At 47.8% G+C, this 21,051-nt stretch carries 20 protein-coding genes; 10 read left to right on the top strand and 10 right to left on the bottom strand.

Features of this window, described 5'->3' with window-relative positions:
- Positions 1–10: 10 nt before the first annotated feature.
- The 3 genes from glpK to AC4E8D_RS29990 all read left to right on the top strand — a co-directional run bounded on the left by glpK (position 11) and on the right by AC4E8D_RS29990 (position 4,630).
- Positions 11–1,498, top strand: a complete 1,488-nt coding sequence (gene glpK, locus AC4E8D_RS30000; protein ID WP_221819732.1) for a glycerol kinase GlpK — start codon at positions 11–13, stop codon at positions 1,496–1,498.
- Positions 1,499–1,898: 400 nt separating this feature from the next.
- Entirely contained in the window at positions 1,899–3,557 is a 1,659-nt protein-coding gene (locus tag AC4E8D_RS29995) for a glycerol-3-phosphate dehydrogenase/oxidase (RefSeq protein ID WP_339306060.1), read from the top strand.
- 68 nt (positions 3,558–3,625) lie between these two features.
- Positions 3,626–4,630 (top strand): Gfo/Idh/MocA family protein, encoded by a 1,005-nt coding sequence (locus tag AC4E8D_RS29990; protein WP_221819730.1) that lies wholly within the window; start codon positions 3,626–3,628, stop codon positions 4,628–4,630.
- A 104-nt stretch (positions 4,631–4,734) separates the two neighbouring features.
- On the opposite strand, the gene AC4E8D_RS29985 is transcribed toward AC4E8D_RS29990, so the two are convergent.
- Positions 4,735–5,034: a winged helix-turn-helix transcriptional regulator gene (locus AC4E8D_RS29985; protein WP_026081419.1), complete on the bottom strand. Its 300-nt coding sequence runs from the start codon at positions 5,032–5,034 to the stop codon at positions 4,735–4,737.
- Positions 5,035–5,456: 422 nt separating this feature from the next.
- Here AC4E8D_RS29985 and AC4E8D_RS29980 point away from each other — a divergent pair, with 422 nt between their 5' ends.
- On the top strand, positions 5,457–5,837 hold the full coding sequence (locus AC4E8D_RS29980; RefSeq protein WP_221819728.1) for a DoxX family protein: 381 nt from the start codon (positions 5,457–5,459) through the stop codon (positions 5,835–5,837).
- 93 nt (positions 5,838–5,930) lie between these two features.
- On the opposite strand, the gene AC4E8D_RS29975 is transcribed toward AC4E8D_RS29980, so the two are convergent.
- From AC4E8D_RS29975 to AC4E8D_RS29955, 5 genes are all read right to left on the bottom strand, one after another.
- Positions 5,931–6,734, bottom strand: coding sequence for a DNA alkylation repair protein (locus AC4E8D_RS29975; RefSeq protein ID WP_313771429.1), 804 nt, complete (start codon positions 6,732–6,734; stop codon positions 5,931–5,933).
- Between the two features lie 111 nt (positions 6,735–6,845).
- Entirely contained in the window at positions 6,846–7,541 is a 696-nt protein-coding gene (locus AC4E8D_RS29970; protein WP_221819718.1) for a Crp/Fnr family transcriptional regulator, read from the bottom strand.
- Between the two features lie 126 nt (positions 7,542–7,667).
- The gene (locus AC4E8D_RS29965) at positions 7,668–8,186 is read right to left on the bottom strand and encodes an AbrB/MazE/SpoVT family DNA-binding domain-containing protein (RefSeq protein WP_047840820.1); all 519 of its coding nucleotides are present in this window, start codon (positions 8,184–8,186) and stop codon (positions 7,668–7,670) included.
- A 105-nt stretch (positions 8,187–8,291) separates the two neighbouring features.
- Positions 8,292–8,972: an LrgB family protein gene (locus tag AC4E8D_RS29960; RefSeq protein WP_076209664.1), complete on the bottom strand. Its 681-nt coding sequence runs from the start codon at positions 8,970–8,972 to the stop codon at positions 8,292–8,294.
- Positions 8,969–9,340, bottom strand: a complete 372-nt coding sequence (locus tag AC4E8D_RS29955) for a CidA/LrgA family protein (RefSeq protein ID WP_490205614.1) — start codon at positions 9,338–9,340, stop codon at positions 8,969–8,971. The genes AC4E8D_RS29960 and AC4E8D_RS29955 overlap by 4 nt, the downstream gene beginning before the upstream one ends.
- A gap of 155 nt (positions 9,341–9,495) precedes the next feature.
- Here AC4E8D_RS29955 and cidR point away from each other — a divergent pair, with 155 nt between their 5' ends.
- From cidR to AC4E8D_RS29935, 4 genes are all read left to right on the top strand, one after another.
- A complete protein-coding gene (gene cidR / locus AC4E8D_RS29950) occupies positions 9,496–10,380 on the top strand; it encodes a cidABC operon transcriptional activator CidR (protein WP_124116663.1) in 885 nt (294 codons plus the stop codon).
- A gap of 111 nt (positions 10,381–10,491) precedes the next feature.
- Entirely contained in the window at positions 10,492–11,349 is an 858-nt protein-coding gene (locus AC4E8D_RS29945; RefSeq protein WP_221819709.1) for a carbon-nitrogen hydrolase family protein, read from the top strand.
- Between the two features lie 261 nt (positions 11,350–11,610).
- On the top strand, positions 11,611–12,285 hold the full coding sequence (locus AC4E8D_RS29940; protein ID WP_490205613.1) for a GNAT family N-acetyltransferase: 675 nt from the start codon (positions 11,611–11,613) through the stop codon (positions 12,283–12,285).
- 47 nt (positions 12,286–12,332) lie between these two features.
- Positions 12,333–13,004, top strand: coding sequence for a hypothetical protein (locus tag AC4E8D_RS29935; protein WP_047840815.1), 672 nt, complete (start codon positions 12,333–12,335; stop codon positions 13,002–13,004).
- A 565-nt stretch (positions 13,005–13,569) separates the two neighbouring features.
- Here the strand turns inward: AC4E8D_RS29935 and AC4E8D_RS29930 are convergent.
- The 4 genes from AC4E8D_RS29930 to AC4E8D_RS29915 form a co-directional block, all read right to left on the bottom strand.
- Positions 13,570–15,552 carry an LTA synthase family protein gene (locus AC4E8D_RS29930; RefSeq protein ID WP_490205612.1) on the bottom strand — a complete coding sequence of 661 codons (1,983 nt, stop codon included), beginning with the start codon at positions 15,550–15,552 and terminating at the stop codon, positions 13,570–13,572.
- 171 nt (positions 15,553–15,723) lie between these two features.
- On the bottom strand, positions 15,724–16,221 hold the full coding sequence (locus tag AC4E8D_RS29925; protein ID WP_339306049.1) for an antibiotic biosynthesis monooxygenase family protein: 498 nt from the start codon (positions 16,219–16,221) through the stop codon (positions 15,724–15,726).
- Positions 16,222–16,312: 91 nt separating this feature from the next.
- A complete protein-coding gene (locus AC4E8D_RS29920; RefSeq protein WP_051449528.1) occupies positions 16,313–16,627 on the bottom strand; it encodes a hypothetical protein in 315 nt (104 codons plus the stop codon).
- Complete coding sequence (locus AC4E8D_RS29915; RefSeq protein WP_036612923.1) at positions 16,617–16,829, bottom strand: helix-turn-helix transcriptional regulator; 213 nt, start codon at positions 16,827–16,829, stop codon at positions 16,617–16,619. Before AC4E8D_RS29915 ends, AC4E8D_RS29920 begins: the two co-directional genes overlap by 11 nt.
- A 169-nt stretch (positions 16,830–16,998) precedes the next feature.
- On the opposite strand from AC4E8D_RS29915, the gene AC4E8D_RS29910 reads away from it, so the two are divergent.
- Both AC4E8D_RS29910 and AC4E8D_RS29905 read left to right on the top strand, forming a co-directional pair.
- Complete coding sequence (locus AC4E8D_RS29910; protein ID WP_339306047.1) at positions 16,999–19,311, top strand: ATP-dependent DNA helicase; 2,313 nt, start codon at positions 16,999–17,001, stop codon at positions 19,309–19,311.
- Between the two features lie 204 nt (positions 19,312–19,515).
- Positions 19,516–20,997, top strand: coding sequence for an alpha-amylase (locus tag AC4E8D_RS29905; protein WP_339306045.1), 1,482 nt, complete (start codon positions 19,516–19,518; stop codon positions 20,995–20,997).
- Positions 20,998–21,051 lie beyond the last annotated feature (54 nt).

Here is a 21,051-nt window from a genome sequence, read left to right as displayed (position 1 = left end):
GGTTGTCTGTATGGAAAAATATATTTTGGCTCTGGATCAAGGAACGACGAGCTCCCGGGCCATTCTATTTAACCACGGCGGGGAGATTGTGCACATTGCTCAGCAGGAATTCCCCCAATATTTCCCCAAGCCGGGTTGGGTAGAGCAGAATGCCAACGAAATCTGGAGTTCTATTCTTGCCGTGATGGCTTCATGTCTGGCAGAGAGCGGAATTAAGCCTGTCCAGATTGCCGGAATTGGAATTACGAATCAACGTGAGACCGTTGTGGTATGGGACAAAGAAACAGGCAGACCCATCTATAATGCAGTGGTATGGCAATCCAGACAGACCGCAGATATCTGTGAAGAATTGAAGACGCAGGGTCTCGGGGACCTTTTCCGCCGTAAAACAGGATTACTGATCGATCCCTACTTCTCGGGAACAAAGGTAAAGTGGATTCTGGATCATGTCCCTGGTGCCCGAGAGCGGGCAGAGAAGGGGGAACTGTTGTTTGGCACGATTGATAGCTGGCTGATCTGGAAACTAAGCGGGGGCACACACGTCACGGATATATCCAATGCTTCACGTACACTGATGTATAACATCTATGATCTGCAATGGGATGACGAATTGTTGGGTATTCTCGACATTCCTAAGGTCATGCTGCCAGAAGTGCGAGGTTCATCCGAGGTGTATGCACACACAACAGACTATCATTTCTTCGGTCATCGGATTCCGATTGCGGGAGCGGCAGGTGATCAACAGGCAGCGATGTTTGGTCAGGGCTGTTATACCAAGGGCAGTATGAAAAATACATATGGTACCGGTTGTTTCATGCTTATGAATACGGGAGAGAACCCGGTACAATCGGATCACGGACTGATTACGACCATTGCCTGGGGGATGAATGGCAAGGTTGAATATGCGCTTGAAGGCAGCATTTTTGTTGCAGGCTCAGCGGTTCAATGGCTGCGTGACGGATTAAGAATGCTTCGCTCTTCAAAAGATAGTGAGGACTACGCCTCACGCGTGCCTTCGACAGATGGCGTGTATATGGTACCTGCATTTGTGGGACTGGGCAGTCCGTATTGGGATAGTGAGGTCAAGGGTGCAGTGTTTGGCCTGACCCGCGGCACGACGAAGGAACACTTTATCCGCGCTACACTGGAAGCATTGGCGTATCAGACCAAAGATGTACTGGAGGCTATGGAATCCGACTCGGGTATTCCTGTGCATGCTCTGCGTGTCGATGGCGGGGCGGCGGCTAATGATTTTCTCATGCAGTTCCAGAGTGATATTCTGGGCATTCCTGTCGAACGCCCAACGGTGAACGAAACGACTGCATTGGGTGCGGCTTATCTGGCAGGTTTGGCGGTTGGGTATTGGACGAACGCGGATGAATTGGCCGATCATGAGAATACGGAGCGTGTCTTCCATCCTGTTATGGCTGAGGAACAACGGACAGAACTGTATACAGGCTGGAAGCGTGCAGTGAATGCAGCAATGGCTTTTAAATAAAAGGAATGAAATGAATATCTCTTGGTGTGGGTATTTGTACTTTTTAACTAAACATATGTTATAAATGATATTTACTGGTGGAAAATGATGCATGATTTACAGGGTTATTCTTCCTGGAGAAGGCAAAATATATACCCACTATAAGGAAAAAAACAAGGTTAGTGGATTCATTTGAAATTCCATCCTTTGGCAGAACAACTTTTTGAATTTTTTTTGAATAATGTGTCATTTCAGGACTTCACGCCGTCAAAAATCTGTGATAGGATAAAGGCACAAGTTAAAAAATGATGTCTGGAGATCGGGAGGGACCACGTGCCGCTCAGCAATTGCTGAGCGAATGACGTGGTCCTTTTTTTGTTTTTTTACAGAAAGATTAAGGAAATCAGTGGGAGGTTCAAGAATGACAGAAACGTTCTCGTCAGCACACCGGACCGAATATTTGCAAAATATGGCGAATGCACATTTTGACGTATTAATTATTGGCGGCGGGATTACAGGCGCAGGGATTGCATTGGACGCGGCTTCCCGTGGATTGAAGACAGCACTTGTAGAAATGCAGGATTTTGCAGCAGGTACATCCAGTCGTTCGACCAAACTTGTCCATGGCGGATTACGTTATTTGAAGCAATATGAAGTAAAGATGGTTGCTGAGGTAGGACGGGAGCGGGCTGTAGTTTATGAAAATGGGCCGCATGTGACAACACCGGAACCGATGTTGTTACCGATCTATACGGCTGGCACGTTCGGCCGCTTCAGCACATCCATTGGACTGATGGTGTATGATCGGCTCGCCGGGGTGAAGCGCAGTGAACGGCGCCAAATGTTGAATGCTGGAGCGGTGTCAGATAGTGAACCTTTATTACGCAAACAGGGGTTGTTGGGTGGTGGACTCTATGTGGAGTACCGGACTGATGATGCCAGGCTCACCATAGAAGTTATGAAAGAAGCTGTCAAACATGGGGCACAGGCAGTGAACTACGTCAAGGCGAAGGGTTTCCTGAAGGAGAATGGCAAGATTACAGGTATTGAAGCCACGGATCAGATCGATGGGCAGATCTATACGCTAAAAGCAAGCAAGGTGATCAACGCCTCCGGTCCATGGGTGGACGGTCTGCGGGAATTGGATGGTTCACGCCAAGGGAAAACACTACAGATGACCAAAGGCATTCATTTGGTCTTTGATGGTGAACGATTCCCATTAAGACAGGCCGTCTATTTTGATACACCAGATGGTCGAATGGTGTTTGCTGTCCCACGTGATGGCAAAACCTATGTAGGCACAACCGACACCGTGTATCAGGACGATCCTGCACACCCGCTAATCTCCGACTCGGACCGCGATTATGTGATTGATGCAGTTAATGGCATGTTTCCAGATGTACACATTGGTACCGAGGACGTGGAATCTGGATGGGCGGGTGTACGACCACTAATTCATGAGGAAGGCAAGAATCCTTCCGAAATTTCACGTAAGGACGAAGTCTGGGTATCCGATTCCAACCTGATTACGATTGCCGGGGGCAAATTAACCGGATACCGTAAAATGGCCGAGATGGTTGTTGATCTGGTCGCACGCCAGATGGAGCAGGAGAGTGGGCATTCCATAGGCCCTTGTGTAACGAAGAAGATGCCCATCTCCGGCGGTGATGTAGGGGGATCGGCTGGATTTGTATCGTATGCGGAGCGCAAGATCAAGGATGGTGTTGCCCTGGGGCTTGCTCGACCTGCTGCGGAGCGGCTGGTCCGTACGTATGGTTCCAACGTGGAAGCATTATATGAGCGAATGCCCGATCCACGAACCAAGTCAGAACTTCATGGCATGCCACAGGAGCTATTGCTTATGCTACATTACGCGATTGATGAAGAGATGGCTGTAACCCCATCTGACTTTTTGGTACGAAGAACAGGTGATTTATTCTTCCGTATTGATGAAGTTCGTCGCTATAAAGCAGCAGTTATCTCGTATATGGCTGGTCGTCTGGACTGGTCTGAAGAGCAAGCGATTAAACATACACAGGATCTGGATCAGCTGTTGCTGGAAGCATCCGGCAAAATCTGAGGCAGGATTTCAAGGCCGAGAGTCGAATGGAACATGTAAGCGTGTAACATAGAGAGGGGATTACATCCATGACATTACAGATCGGAATCATTGGAACAGGCTGGTTCAGTAAGGTACACGCGGATATTCTCGCACGGATGGAAGGTGTTCGTGTTGCGAGTGTCTGTGGAACATCGCTCGAAAAGGCAGAGGCTATGGCCTCCGTATATGATGCTGTTGGTTACGGGGAACTTGAACATATGCTGGATGGTGAGAAGCTGGATGCGGTGTATATCTGTGTGCCTCCGATGTCTCACGGATTGATTGAGTCCGAATTAATCCGCCGCGGTATTCCATTCCTGGTGGAGAAACCTTTGAGCACTGGAATGGATGTTCCGCGTCAGGTATTGGATCAGGTACAGAAGAGCGGTTTGTTAACCTCTGTAGGTTACCATTTCCGTTATCAGGAGGCTGCGCAGGTCCTGCAGCAAGCGATGAAAGAACAGACGGTTGGCATGGCACTTGGCCGCTGGATGGGCGGAATGCCCGGAGTTTCCTGGTGGCGGCGTCAGGAAGGTTCAGGAGGACAATTCGTAGAGCAGACTACACATATTGTAGATTTGCTTCGGTATTGTGCAGGAGAAGTTACGGAGGTATATGCTGTAGCAGCTCAGCGAAGCATGCATGAGAAGCATGAGCATGTCACCGTTGCCGATGTGGCAAATGTGACGCTCAAGCTGGAAAGTGGAGCAATTGCAAGTATCGCCAATACATGTCTGTTGCCAGATGGAGAGGGCGGTGCTGGGCTCCAGTTCTACACGGATGCAGGTGTGTGGGATTGGACGCCGGAACGTTTGCTTCTGCCAAGTGCGGCAAAACATGCGATGGCAGGTCTGGAGATTCCGGCAGGACATAACCCATACGAGCGTGAGAATGAAGCGTTCATTCACGCCCTGCGTACGGGAGACCGTTCACGAATTCTGTCCGATTATGCGGATGCCTGCCGTACACAGGAGATTACGACGGCGGCGCTGGCATCGGCAGATTCCGGTCTGCCGGTACAGCTTCAGCCTTCAAAACATCTCTCTCATTAAAAGGTTGAAGGTAATATAAATACGCCTGAATCAGGGAATGATCCGCAGATCAGCCTGATTCAGGCGTATTTATGTTGAGTAGAGATTATTAAGTAGCAATTCAACTACTCGGATTTCTGCTGTTTCAACCAGTCGGATGACCAACTGTAGATCTGATCAATGACAGGTTCAATGGCTCTGCCTTTCGGTGTCAATTCATACTCTACACGGGGAGGTATCTCGGGAAACATGTGCCGGGTTACGATACCTTCCGTCTCCATTTCCTTCAGTCGCTCCGATAAAAGTCGTCCACTGATCGCCATCTCTGCTTCAAGCTCCGTAAACCGCTTGGGTCCGGACAACAGTTGGTACATGATTAACAGTACCCACTTCTTGCCTATGATGTCTATGGCTTGAGTGATCATACAGGGACTTGGTGCTTTTACTTTTTTCAGCTTCAACGTGTTCACCTCGATTCATAAGTATTTTTTTCAAGTTGTATATGAAAGGACATGATTTCTGCCGCTTTAAGAATATAGGACATCCAAGTAAATGAGGGTTACTACAAAATATACTGTAACATACCTTTTGTATGTATTATACATCATACAGTGAAAAATTACTTGAAGAAATTATATTATTATTATATACTAACTTCATAAAAGTAAGTTGCTGATAAATAATACGTATAATATGAACGCGTACTATTCTGAAAATTGAACTGGGCTGAACGGTTGAAAACAGAGTGACCTTTGGGAGCTTTTACATAGATTCTTTTTTTACTATTTATCGCAAAAATAATCATTACATAGTGGGAACATTCAATTCGCTTTAGGAGGATCTACATATGAACAAGATTTTGGGTTACGTTTTTTTGGTTGTGTTAGCAGGTGTCTTCGTCATGACGGGGTTTAACAAGATTAGTGGAGCAGACATGATGATTCAGACCTTCGAGAGTTTCTCTTATCCGACATGGACCATGTATCTGCTGGGTGCCGTGGAGTTGCTTAGTGCTGTAGGACTGCTGATTCCACGGACTCGCATCCTGGCTTCTGGCATACTGACATTCATTCTGATTGGGGCCGTGGGAAGTCATCTGATCTATGCACAATACGCTGCTGTTCCGTTCCCGGCTGTGTTGTTGGTAGCTAACATCATTGTCCTGGTGTTAGGCATGCGCAGATTGGAAGCGGAAGAAGAAGGACAGATGGACGCGATTCAGGCGTAAGTGAAAGGTTAAGAGGGAACGTTATTGGGCTGTTCACCAACGCGGATGGCTATACAGAAGATGACCACTGCCAGTGAGCGGTGGTCATCTTTTTTATGTAATACTTCGCGTGGCACGTGTAACGATTCGCCGCGTATGTTGGGTATCCGACTGCTGAGTCCAAGTGGCACAGACCTGCCGCACCCACTCTGGATTGGTCTTGCTGGCATCGTTCAGCCAGTTACTTACCGAATCCTGCACATACTTATGGGCATCGGATTTCACCGCGTCAAGCAAGGGAAGGGCCATGGCCGGATTTTCTTTTAACTCCTGAATATGCTTGGCCCAGACGCCGCGAGGTCTGATTGATTCTATGGCAAAGCGACGGATCAGTGGATCAGGGTCAACGCTCCATGGGATTAATTGTTGCAAGGCTGAGGCTAATTCGGCAGAGATGGACTCCCGTACAGCCATCCAGGCAATTTCTCTCACACCAAAGTGATGATCTGCTGCAAAGGGCCGAATATGCTCCAACTTTTCAGTCAGGTTCAGACCGGAATCCAGCCCAATGATATAAGCCGCCCAGCAGCGAACACTGTCTGAACGATGCTCTGCAATGGAACGAAAGAGATTCGTTTGTTCATTGACTGATGGACGTTTCAACAGATCAAGCCATTGCAAGGCTATGGTCGGGATGATTTTCATGATCCGCTGCTCATCCATCTGTGTTAACTGCTCTGTAATTGCTCTGGTTTTGGCATCCATTCCCCATTCATGGGTAACCTTCTGAAAAAGAGAAACATGATCTACAGCCAGCCATTCGGTCAAATTAACCGATTCAATATGTCCTGCTTGCAGCCCATTGCGGATATGCTCTGGGATTTCCGTTGCTTTACGGGCACCTTTGCGAAGAAGAATGTCTTCAGGGATAAATAGATCTGGCTTAGCATCCAACAGTATTCCTCCTTGGTTGTATAACATCATGAGTTATATAGTACAACTTGCTGGAGAACAGGGATGTAAGACATCTTACAAGTGGGCAGTGATTTTCCGGAGGGTAGTGATTTCGTCACGATGAAGGGAGACTGATTTGAATCCGGTACGAATACGGCCTGCTCTTGCTAACTCTTGCATGACAATCGTAACCGATTCCCGTGTGGCTCCTGCCATCCAGGCAATCTCCTGATGGGTAAGCCCAAGTTGAATCCGGCAGTACTCATCTTCTTCGATCCATCCCATCTGTTCAGCCAGCCGGAAGAGATTATGTATCACCTTTTCATGCAGGTTTCCGAGTGCGAGCGTCTGTGTCAACTCGCTCATTCGTTTGATCCGCTCGCTTAGTACGTTCATCAGTCTCATCATAAACTGTGGATGTTCAATCAGAAACTGTTCAAAACGTTGTTTGTTCATCAGGCAAATGTCACACTCCTCCATCGTTTCGATATAAACAGCACGTGTTCCGAGTGAGATTCCGTTCATTTCTCCAAACACGTTACCTTCCGTCAAAATATCGAGAGTGAACTGCTTGCCCTCCGGATTTAAAGTATATAAACGAACCTTTCCCCTTTTTACAAAATAGAAACCTTCTGTAAACGTATCCGGTGTCTGGATCTGTCTGTTTTTGGGTATGGTCGTAATAGAAGTCATCCCATCCATTTCAATCAGGTCTGCCTCGGACAAGGAGGACATGAGGTCGAATTGTGATAAATACAGAATTTTATCCATAGAACTCCTTTCCATGACAATATGAATATAAAAAAAGAAGAACCCACGAAAAACAACGGGTTCTCTTGCAGCGGGACTTCCTGATCGGAAGGTCTTCTGACTATAAATGATCAAATGCCATTTTAATTATAGTAACTTTTTTAATTGAGAGACGCGTCCTTGGCTGATGCCAAGCTTTTCCGCAATTTGCTGTTGAGCCAAACCGGGATTCTGTTCAACAATCTCTTTCATCTGTTGCAGCATACGTGCCGTCTTCGGCCGCAGGTCCGGGTATTCTTGGTTGTCAGCTGTGGTCCCTTCTTCCCTAGCGGGAGATGAGACTGGGGCGGATTTGGAAGCAGGACGCTCCACGGGTGCAGGAGCCTGTTTGTTCTGAGGTACGAACCAGTCGGGAGAGTCATCCGGGTGTTTTAATTGAATTGCACAAGTCCGGCAGATGAATTGTTCTTTGAAATACATTTCCGTATCTACATCACCGCAAAAAATACATAATGTTGATTTGTACTTTCTTAAAATTAACTCTTTCCCTTCAATGAAAAACTCAAGCGGATCGCCGATATGGATTTCCATCGTATCCCGCATTTCTTTGGGAAGGACAATTCGTCCAAGACGGTCCAGAGATCTCTTCATTCCGGTTCTTTTCATCGCATCTCCCCCGCAATATTCACAATTAAAAACCTGTCCTTATTGTAAGGAAGAAAGGGCTTTAATACAACAATAATATTTCAAAAAAGTGGATAATTCCATCCATTATGGGAAAATAAGTTTAGAAAGGACGGGTGCAACGGCTAAAGTGAACAAGGCAGCGAGCACCATGGAGATGCTGGAGATGGTACCGGTCAGGGAACTCAGTTCAAACGCCTTGGATGTCCCTGTGCCATGGGCACCGGTTCCAAACAGTGTGCCTCGGGCAATTTCCCCATCGATGCGCAGCATCTTAACGATCGAAGGGCCCATAATCACTCCGAGCAGGCCAGTCATAATAACAAAAACAGCTGTCACTGCGGGAATGCCACCGATGGTAGCCGAAACGTTCATGGCAATCGGGGTGGTGATCGATCTTGGGATCAGACTATGAATGAGACCGGAATCCAGGCGCAACCATTTGGCGAGCAGGGCAGAAGAAAGTACAGCAACCACCGAGCCGGTCATGACACTGAAGACAATCTCGGAAATATGTTTTTTGAGTACATGGAAAAAGGTATAAAGCGGTACGGCAAACGCCACGGTGGCCGGTTGGAGAAGCAGACTCAGCCATTTGCCGCCACTGCTATACGTGGTATAATCCGTTCCCGTTGCGAGCAATATGCCAACGACAAGCAGCGGCGTAATGAGCAGTGGAGACAGATATACTTTTGGCAGACTACGATACATTCGTTTGGCGACCGCATAGATACCGACGGTTAACAGCAGGCAGAGAAATCCAATCATCCGGTGTGACGCTCCTTTCGTTTCGCGATTCGTGTAGCCACCAGGCCTGTGCAGGACATGACCAGAAATGTACTAAGCAGTACGATGAATAAAATCTGCAGACCGTCATGCTCCAGCATGGGCATATAGTTCATAATGCCAACGGCTGACGGGATAAAAAATAACAATAGTTCACCGAGCAGCCAGGCAGCTCCAACTTCAATCCAGCGCAGCTTCACGACACGAGTCTGAAGCAGAATGAATAACACAACCATACCGAGTATCGAACCCGGTACAGGAAGATGGAGAGTACGGGCCAACAGGTCCATGAGCAGTGAAAAAACCATTAAGAGCGCAACCTGTACAATACCAAGGCCCCATTTTTTCACTTCAATCCCTCCTTGTATAATCAACGTAATCATTTGAGTTGTTATGAAAATGTTTCACTTGATATCATAAATTTTACATGGCATTCTTTCATGAGTAAAATGCATATTAAGAATGTTTACTATTCCATTTATCTATGAGAGGTGGGAATCAACCGATGGATATCCGCCATTTGCAATATTTTCTGGAAGTTGCCCGGCAGCAGAGCTTCACAAAAGCCGCCGAAGTCCTGTATATCACTCAGCCCACGATCAGCAAGACGGTCAAGAGTCTTGAAGAGGAGTTGGGTATCACGTTGTTGGACCGTTATGGTAAGAAAGTGGAACTAACCGATGCAGGTCATGTGTTTTTTCGGCAGGCACTGGAGATTGAAAAATCATTCCGCAGTCTGTCGTCCGAATTGGACGATCTAATGAACTTGAAGAAAGGACATCTGCGGATCGGCTTGCCACCGATGGTAGGATCAAGCTTTTTCCCCATGATCATTGGTGAATTTCACAAAGCCTACCCGCAGGTGACCATTCAGCTGTTTGAGGATGGTGCCAAAAAAGTGGAGGCCGATGTGATCAGTGGTGCACTGGATATTGGCGTTGCCGTATTGCCAACCGTGGATGAGCTGTTGGATCATTTTGTGTTTGTGAAAGAGAAGCTGAACCTGCTTGTACACCCTTCACATCCGCTTGCAGGTAAAGAGTCGGTTGCGCTGCATGAACTGGAAAACGACGCCTTTGTGCTGTTTCGGGAGGATTTTGCGCTGCATGACCGGATTATTGTGGCCTGTCAGCATGCTGGGTTCCAGCCCCGGGTGGTATATGAGAGCTCCCAGTGGGATCTGCTCAGCGCGATGGTTGCCGCCAATCTGGGGGTGGCCTTACTGCCGGAGACGATCTGTCGTGAGGTGGACCATATGCGTGTACGCATCATACCGGTAGTGGAACCGGTGATTCCATGGCAGCTTGGTATGATCTGGCGGAAGGACCGCTATCTTTCATTTGCCACGAGAGAGTGGATCGCATTCACACAGTCGATGCTGGGTGAGTAAGGAAGCGATCGGAAGGTAGTTCTGTCATTGTAGTGACCGGTGTAAATACTCTTTTGTTGACCCCGGATCGTTGTTACAATGGAAGCATAATCATGATGGAGGTGTACGAACATGAAACTGCGGGTATCCGCTGTACAATACCAATTGCACACAATCAGTTCGTTTGAGCAGTTCGCCGCTCAGGCTGAGCATTACATACGGACAGCGAGCGAATACGGAACCGAATTTGTGCTGTTTCCGGAATTTTTCACAACACAGTTAATGTCCATTGGGGACAAACAAGGCAATGCACTGACAATTGAGGATCTGCCGAACTTTACGGAGCAATATGAACAACTGTTCACGTCACTTGCTGCCAAGTACGGCATGCACGTCATCGGGGGAACCCACGTCATTCGCCGTGAAGGGAAGCTGTATAATACAGCCCACATGTTCTACCCGGATGGTCGCATCGCGCGACAGGACAAGATTCACATTACGCCAACCGAAGTACAGGAATGGAATATGGCTCCCGGAGACGGACTTGAGGTGTTTGATACGGATAAAGGCCGTATTGCCATGCTGACCTGTTACGATATTGAATTCCCCGAAATTGTACGGATGGCTAAAGCCAAGGGGGCTGATGTGATTTTCTGTCCTTCCTGCACGGACGATCGTCATGGATTCTACCGTGTACGTTATACGAGTCATGCCCGCGCGGTGGAGAATCAGGTGTATGTTGTGTTAACCGGAACAGTGGGTAACCTGCCAACAGTAGATTTCATGCGTGCCAACTATGGACAGGCTGCCATTATTACGCCGAATGATATTCCGTTCCCGCCACGTGGCATTCTGGCCGAGGGTGAGATTAACAACGATATGATCGTGACCGCCGATCTGGATCTGGACTTGTTGTATGAGGTACGTGAACGTGGATCAGTAACGACCTGGCGTGACCGCCGTACTGATCTGTATACCGATTGGGAGTAGGCAGCAACGTTTATAGAGGTTGTTCAAAAAGTCCGCTTTTGATTACGAAGGATGCCCAGTGGCATCATCAGCATCGAATATGGAATTCAGCCGAAATGTCCGTTGCTCACGTAGTCTTCCCTACGCTCCGCTACTCCATTTCTAGCTTCATCCCATCTTCTCGGTACTGAAAACCGACCTTTTTGAACACGTAATTAAAACTGAACGGAACAGAGCAGAGCAGGAAATTCATTTGTCAGTGGAAAGGGGCGACCCGGCAACATGTATACCAAAGAAATGCTGATCACCGACCCGGAGCAAAGTGGCAAAAGGGTAAAGGCAGTTGTTCGCAATTATGTTGCATCCGACTTTGAGGAACTCATTCGCATTCAGGCGGAGAGTTTCCCTCCTCCTTATCCGGAAGAGCTGCTCTGGAGTCACGAGCAGCTCACCAGTCATGTGCAGCATTACCCGGAGGGTGCCATCTGTATTGAAGTGGATGGAGAATTGGCCGGATCAATGACCTCGCTACGGATGCAGTGGGACCCTGCACATCCAGCAAGTCATACCTGGGCGGAAGTAACGGATGACGGCTATATTCGTAACCACCAGCCGGATGGCAACACGCTGTATATTGTGGATCTCTGTGTTCGTCCAAAGTACCGCAAATGGGGACTGGCTCAGCTTATGATGCAGGCGATGTACCACCTTGTCATCGCTCAGGGGATCGATCGGTTACTCGGTGCTGGTAGAATGCCCGGTTATCATCTGGTTGCAGACCAACTGTCTGCGCAGGAATATCTGGATCAGGTAGCAGCGGGAGAGAGACGTGACCCGGTGATATCGTTCCTGCTTCGCTGTGGCCGCATGCCTGTTGGTGTGACCGCAGACTATCTGGACGATGAGGAATCTTGCAACTATGCAGCCCTGATGGAGTGGCAGAATCCGTTCAGATAAAAATAAAATCAAATGAAATACATAATCAATTGAGGGGGTATTTATTTATGGAATTCACGCGTATTACATCCATTAAAGATCCATTGTTTGCCCAAATGCACAAGTTGATGCAGGAGATTTTCCCGAGGGAAGAAGTGCTGGACTTCCCCTTGTGGGAAGAACCGCTGGAAGATCCGGGTATTCGGGTGTTCGTGGCTGTGCATGAGGGACAGGTTGTTGGAGCGACAGAGTACCGTTATTACGAGGACTGGAACGTTGCCATGACGGACTTCACGATTATTGGGCGCGAAGGTCTGGGAATTGGCAGTTTCCTGGCGAATCACCGCAAGCGTGATCTGCAAAAGCTGGCTGCAGCAAACGGGAAAGAATTGTTCGGTATGTTTGCCGAAATCTATAATCCTTATCTGAGTCAGGATCACGAGTTTGGCGGCATTAAGCCAATGGACCCGTATGTACGTCGTGAAGTATTGTCCCATCTGGGGTACCAGCGTCTGGACTTCCCGTATGTTCATCCATCTTGGCAAGGTGACGGTGAAGCAGTTGGCGGACTGGATCTGTGCTTTATGCCAGGTGATGAGTCGCTTGGTGAACTGCCAGCCAGTCTGGTGGCTGATTTCCTGAATCGATATTATGCGGTGTTACCAAACAAACCGCAAGAATGGCTTGCCATGGTAGAGCAATTGACTGCTCGCAAGTCGGTTGCGCTACTGCCGTTGTAAACGGAAGCAGGGCTGTCACAGAGAATGGCGTTGTAATGTCCTAAGCCACAATAAAACCAAGAAAAGACCCGTTAATCAGACCGTGATCGGTTCTGTTTAACGGGCTTTTTCGGTTTTATTAAGGATATTGGAAGTAGATATAAAATGATCGCTAAGCTTGTGGTTGGAGCAAGGCACGAAGCGAGTCCTAACGAATCTGAGGCGCCTTATTCAGGGATTTGAAGCATCCGCAGAAATCTAAGGAACCTGAGACACGCTATATCCGAATAAACAGCCGTTTGCAGCATTTTTTCGGGGGATTTTGGGAAATAACGTGTCTGATGTTCTTTACAATGTATAAAGAGGATCTAAAGGTCAAATAAGACGTCCTGAGTTCCTTAGAAAATCTTCTACCCATTCGCCAGGATCCGGCCGGCAAGCTGGGACCTCAAGATGGGACTTCGAAACTTTACTTTCTGTATGCTGATATCTATCATCATATAGCTTGCCTAATTTTGAAGACATACTTTAGATTATTATCTATTGTTAATGAAGCCTATTTAACAGTACATTTAACGATTAGTTTTTATTTCGCTTCCTTTCGGTCCGGTAACTGGCTTAAATAACTGTTGGACAAGTGTGCAAGATCCAATGCCCGATCATATTGTTCCTTCGTTATAAACCGTGAAGAAGACTGCCCATTGTTATTGGGTGTGGCGATAGTTGGAGATTCCTCTTCTCCTGAATTCTTCGGCATCTCTTCTGAAGGAACATTCATCTGCTGTTGCTCGGCATCTTGTCTGCCCGCATCAGCTAGGGAATAATGCGTCCCATCCCCGTATCCTTTCGCCGGTATGAAGAGAGAAGCATCGTTTAGCACCGACCCGGAAGGAAGGTAATAACGTTCGGGTAGCAGGTTTCCGCCTTCATGCAGCAAATCCTGACCAAAATGTAATTGTTCCTTCAGTGATACCCCGGTAAGTCCCGCAATCGTTGGCAGAATGTCCACCTGGCCTCCAATCTGTTCCAGTTGTACACCCGGGGTAACGCCCGGGGCCGAGATAATGAGTGGAATATTAATCATATCTGCTGATGTGTATTCCCGACCATACAACTCCTTCATAAGGACCTTGTCATCCCGATCCAGTGAATAGATGGGAAGTCCCAGGTGATCCCCATACAAGACAAACAAGCTATTTTCCCATAATCCCCGTTCTTTCAATCCAGCAATCAACTGTCCAACCGCCTGATCCGCATAATGCTGTGATATCAGATAATCACCGGGCAACGTATCCTTGTAACGCTCTGGCAGCGTCAGCTTCACCTTGTTTTTAGGCAAAGTGTACGGGTGGTGGGCTGACATAGAGATGATATGGGCATAGAAGGGATTCCCCGAAGACTGCATGGATTCCAGCTTATCCAGTGTTTTGGAATACAGTACTTCATCCGAGGCCGAAAAGGCGATAGAGTCCTGCGTGCCGAAATAATCAATATCATAATACTGGTCGAATCCAAGTGCCTTGTATAACTGATCCCGATTCCAGAAACGAACATCATTTGTATGGAATGTAGCTGTTTGATATCCGTTTGCCGACATCAACTTGGGTAGACTCGGCAGAGCTTTATCCGCATATACGGTTGTTGCTGCCCCGTTCGGTGGGGTGTAAAACGATGTGTTCACAACAAATTCTGCATCTGATGTATTTCCCTGTCCCACTTGCTGATAAAAGTTCGGAAAATATAGGCTCTGTCTAGCCAATTGATTCAGATTAGGCGTGATCTCCTGTCCATCTACCTCTAATCCAATCAGAAAGTTCTGGAACGATTCCAACTGGAGCATAATCACGTTGCGTCCGCTCGCGGCACCCTGCTCCACAATCGAAGGGAGTTCGGTCGTTTGTTTCAGTTGGTCGATGTCAGTCTGATCGATGTGAGCAATGGGTATAAGTTCATCAGGTCGATCCAGGATGGTATACGCCTCGTAACCGAGGATGCCCATCTGTTCTGCTTGTGTAAGCTCACTCATGCTGGCCCGATTGGGATAGATGTTGAGCATGCACAGGATCATGGACAAGGTCAGAATGACCGAGGCAACCCGTCTTCTGGCACGTCGTTCAAGCGGAATGCAGTTCGGGCGTTCTGTACTCCCGAGCTTGATCCGGCGACGAATGAGTATCCCCCCAATGATCAGAACGTCTGCAAAAATAAACAAATAATAGGGATCAAGCAAAGAGAACATGCTGCTCTTGACCGAGGTCACCTGATTCACCTGTGCCAACGCGTGATAGTTAACGATTACGCCATAGTATTTGTAGTACATGATGGCTGCAAAGAAAATCCCTGAGAGCAGCAAATTCATGGCAAGGTATATCCACATCCGCCGCTTGGCAGCAAACCACTCAATTAGACAGAAGCCGATCCAGATGAGCGGCAATTCGGTCAGCAGTGGTTTCCAGACAGGGATGTCATCGAAGATAACAATCCAGGCCAGTGAACTTTTGATCATCATGATAATGGTAAAGAATATAAACGGTCCGCTTAGAAATCGGGTGAGTGAACTGCGTGACAAGGTACCGCCTTCCCTTCCGAAGTTTCATTTAACAAGTATTATCCTATCTCAGCATGGCTGTGTCAAAAATGAGAGCCTTCAACAATTGACGGCAAAAAACCTCTTCCATGCAGGAAGAGGTTTGAAAAAACATGGGCTACTGCGATAAAAGACAGATGCGACCCAATTTCGTTATTCTATAGTGTACGTTGTAACGTAAGAAGGTCTGGGGAACATTGTGGGCTTCTGTGCGGTCAGCCCTTCGCTTGTACTGCGGTTACGGTGAGCGTGACTATAAGCTTGGGATTCCTGCCAGCCTTTGAAATGTTCTTCCGACTGCCAGAGTGTAAGTACAACATATGTGTCATCCTTCAGAGGACGAAGCACACGAATACCGACAAAGCCAGGCTCTTCTTCTACCTTGCGGGCACGGTTCTTAAACCGTTCTTCAAAATCGTTACGACCATCCTCTGTAACAGGGATATTGTTGAGAACAACGTAACCACCGCCAGTCCAGGAGCCTGCGGCATCGAAAGCTTCATATGCGGCTATTTTATCATCAGACTCAATATTCATCAGGCGTTCTGCAGATTCAATAGCCAGATGCACGTGCTCTTCGCTTCGCAAAGTCAGATGCGGGTATGCAGCAAGTGCATCCGGAATCGGTGAAGGAACCAAATAGATATACATAGAAGCTGCCTCCTCATTAAGTACATTCTATCTCAAGATAGCATATGGGTTTGTGCGAGTCCAATCGGTTCACATGTATCGGACAGGTGGGCTAATTCCGAGCAGAGTAGTATAGGTTTGCCGCAATAGAAGATAAACAATGAATGACAAACACTGCAGTAATAATGAAAAAGGAAAGCGATATCCCGTCTAGCATAACTACGAGGATCCATGCCAGAGCAAGACTGATGGTTGTCGCATTCCAGGAGAAGGCTTTTGCTCTCGTGATACAATAGAGGTACCGCTCATCCAGTCCGTTGTGCTTTTTTGCAATCAACCTTGTGAAAAAAATAATGAGTATTGCAAATAACAAACCAGCTACAATTCCACCGATCCCGATCATCCGATTCAGTAATTCAGAACTCAATATTCTCATCTCCTTCAAAAATAAATAATTCCTCGATCTGACAGCCAAATAATTGGGCAAGCTTGTGAGCAAGCACAAGAGAAGGTTTGTACTTCCCGGATTCCAACGATATGATGGTCTGCCTGGAGACCTTAAGCCGTTGAGACAGTTCTTCCTGTGTGATGTGCATATGTATTCGTTTGTCTCTGATTAGATTTTGCAAGTATATCCTCCCATAAGTAAAGTTCGCTTTACGTAAAGTTAACTTTACTTATGCGACGATGTGATGTCAATCTCTCTTTATAATATTTTCCACTTCTTCGAGGTGGTGCTGTGTCCAAAAGCATATTTCATGATAAAGTATAATCACTACAAACAGAACGGGTGATCGTATGACAACAAAAATTCGGATATCGGTTAGACCTTTGGTGGAGTATGTGTACCGCAGTGGCAGCATACGTCCAGGGTTCCGGACCAATGCCTCGATGCAGGAGGGAACTCGAATTCATCAGCGGGTACAGAAGGAGTACACGGAAGAGGATCTGAAAGAGATTGTGCTCGAAGCTGAGATTCAACATGGGGATCTGACCTATGTGGTGGAGGGACGATGTGATGGCCTGATCCGGTTGGAGGGTCAGTTAACGGTAGATGAGATCAAATCGACTGCGGGCAATCTGGATGATCTGGGAGAAGGTCTTCCCGTGCACTGGGCGCAGGCCATGATGTATGCCTACATGTACGCCGTTCAGCAAGATGAACCACGCATGCAAGTGCAGTTGACGTATGTGCATTCGGTGACCCATGAAGAAAGACGGTTTCGGCGAATGGCAGAGCGACAGGAACTGGAGCAGTTTGCGGCAGAAGTGATTGCTGGTTATGCGCCATATGCAGAGATGATCGCTGCATATGAAGAAGAGCGTGATGTCAGTGTGCGAGAGCTGCCGTTTCCTTTTCGCAAATACCGGGAGGGACAGCGGAAGCTGGCAGGAGCTGTGTACAAGACCATTCGTGAGGGTCAGGGATTGATGGCCAAAGCACCAACAGGCATTGGTAAAACGATGTCCGTACTGTTTCCCACGGTCAAAGCGATTGGCGAAGGCGAAGCCAGCCGATTGTTCTATCTGACCGCGAGGACGACGACACGAGTGGCGGCAGAAGAAGCTTTTGCCCGGATGCAATCGGAAGGATTGAAGATGCATGTGATCAGTCTGACCGCGAAGGACAAGATTTGTTTTAAGGAAGAGGAAGCTTGTGATACGGGGCAGTGTGGCATGTGTGAAGGATATTATGACCGTATTAACGGGGCCGTGCTGGACATGCTGGAACATGAGACGTTGATGACACGTCCGGTCATCGAGCAGTATGCGCGCAAACATCGGGTGTGTCCGTTTGAGTTTTCCCTGGATGCGGCGTATGCAGCCGATGCGGTGATCTGCGATTATAACTATATTTTCGATCCGAGGATCTCTCTGAAAAGAATGTTGGAGGAGCAGAAACGCAAGACGGTGTTACTGGTGGACGAGGCTCATAATCTGGTCGATCGTGGCCGAATGATGTTTTCCGCCGAGCTGGAGAAGGCTGTGTTCCTGGATGTGAAAAGAGAGTTCCAGTCGCTGGACAGCAGTGTGCCTGCTGCCAAAGCCATTGTTGATTACACCGGGGCCATTGATAAGTATCTGATTACCCTTCGGAAAAACGGTGGAGAAGAAGGGAAGATCATCCAGCAGGAAGCACCGGAGGAACTGATTGAACGGCTGGAGCCTTTTGTCATGGTCGCGGAGCAATGTCTTGTTGAAGGTGGCTCGGGGAATGCCGAGACGGATCAGCTGCTGTTGGATGCCTACTTCACGGCACAGAATTTCCTGCGTATTGCCAAGCTGTATGATGAACGTTTTATTACGTATGCAGAGTGTGTTCGAAGTGAAGTGAGAGTGAAGTTATTCTGTCTCGACCCTTCGGTACTGCTTCGTCAGACGGCCAAAGGATTCCGCTCCCTCATTCATTTCTCGGCCACATTGTCACCCCTTCGCTATTATCGGGATATGCTGGGTGCAGAGGAAGAGGATTATACATTGCAGATTCCATCCCCATTTCAGCGCGAACAATTGGATGTGAGACTCCTGCCCTTATCCGTGCGTTATAAGGACAGGGAACAGTCCCGGCGACCCATTGCGGAGATGCTGCAACAGCTGGTGGCCGAATGGCCGCGCAGTAATCTGATGGTGTTCTTCCCTTCCTATCCTTATATGCGCGAGATATACGAAACCTATGCACAGCTTGCAAGTGAAGCGGATACGGTCATACAAAAACAAGGCATGAACGAACTGGAACGGGAGCAGTTTTTGGATGGATTCCAGCCAAACCCTGAACGGACACGATTGGTATTTGCCGTCATGGGTGGGGTATTCTCGGAAGGTGTCGATCTGCCGGGAGACCGCTTGAATGGCGTCGTTGTGGTAGGTGCGGGGTTGCCACAGATTGGTCTTGAGAACAATGTGCTTCGTGATTATTATGACCGTACAGGCCGCAACGGGTTCAATTATGCCTATATTTTCCCCGGTATGAACAAGGTGCTGCAGGCAGGAGGAAGGCTGATTCGAACGGAAGAAGACAGGGGCGTGCTGGTGCTGGTCGACGATCGTTTTATCCAAGAGCCGTATCGTTCCCTGCTGCCCGAGGAGTGGCGGGACTACAAGCGAATTTGAACATGATGTATCTTCACAATAATTTCAATGGGATCAGGCAAATGCTGAACCAAGAATTTTAACATTTTTCTCAGATTTCTTTCCTTTACATGATTGAAGGGTAGGGTGAAAGGGTTATAACTTGGTTAGCAACGAACGAACAACGGCGAATTACCCTATCCGTTCCGCGGTCCGCTTCGAAAGCAATCAAGGAGGTCGGTTATAATGAAGAGAAATCATACCATGATGCAGTTTTTTGAATGGCACCTGGCTGCAGACGGAGATCATTGGAAGCGACTGGCTGAAATGGCCCCGGAACTGAAAGCCAAAGGTATTGACTCGGTATGGGTACCACCCGTAACCAAGGCGGTGTCAGCAGAAGATACAGGTTATGGTGTATATGATCTGTATGATCTGGGCGAATTTGATCAAAAGGGTACCGTACGAACCAAATATGGCACCAAGCAGGAATTGGTGGAGGCCATTGCTGAGTGTCAGAAGAACGGTATAGCCGTCTATGTGGATCTGGTTATGAATCACAAGGCCGGAGCAGATGAGACGGAAGTGTTCAAAGTGATTGAGGTTGATCCGAATGATCGGACGAAGGAAATTTCCAAACCGTTCGAGATTGAGGGCTGGACCAAATTCACATTCCCGGGTCGCGGAGATCAATACTCCTCCTTTAAGTGGAGCTCTGAACATTTCAACGGTACAGACTTTGACGCCAAGGGAGAACGAACAGGTGTATTCCGCATCGCAGGAGAGAATAAAAAATGGAATGAGAATGTCGATGATGAGTTTGGCAACTATGACTATCTGATGTTCGCCAATATAGATTATAACCACCCGGATGTAAGGCGCGAGATGATCGATTGGGGGAAATGGCTGATCGATACCCTCCAGTGTGGAGGGTTCCGGCTGGATGCGATTAAGCATATCAACCACGAATTCATTAAGGAGTTCGCAGCAGAGATGATCCGCAAACGCGGTCAGGATTTCTACATCGTAGGTGAGTTCTGGAATTCGAACCTGGATGCATGTCGTGAATTCCTTGATACGGTAGACTATCAGATCGACCTGTTTGATGTGTCTCTTCACTACAAGTTGCATGAGGCATCGCTTGCAGGTAGAGACTTTGATCTCTCCAAAATTTTTGACGATACCTTGGTGCAGACCCATCCTACCCATGCGGTAACTTTTGTAGATAACCACGACTCCCAACCTCATGAAGCGTTGGAATCATGGATTGGTGATTGGTTTAAGCCGAGCGCGTATGCCCTGACGCTATTACGTCGCGATGGTTATCCGGTTGTATTTTACGGGGATTATTATGGCATTGGTGGACCTGAACCTGTGGATGGCAAAAAAGAAATTCTGGACATTCTGCTGTCTGCCCGTTGCAACAAGGCATATGGAGAGCAGGAAGATTACTTTGATCACGCGAATACGATTGGCTGGGTACGTCGTGGCGTAGAGGAAATCGAAGGTTCCGGTTGTGCGGTAGTTATCTCTAACGGGGATGACGGTGAGAAGAGAATGTTCATCGGAGAGCATCGTGCTGGTGAAGTCTGGGTGGATCTGACGAAGAGCTGTGATGATCAGATTACCATTGAGAAAGACGGCTGGGCCACCTTCCATGTGTGCGGTGGAGGCTTGTCGGTATGGGCTCTTCCCGAACAAAATGAGGACTGTGCTGACGCTGAGTAACAGATTAGAATAAATGATATTAGAAACGACCATATATAGACCATTATTCCACCT

The sequence above is a fragment of the Paenibacillus sp. SRL342 genome (genome assembly GCF_984798905.1).
This window is presented reverse-complemented; position numbering and strand designations above follow the sequence as displayed.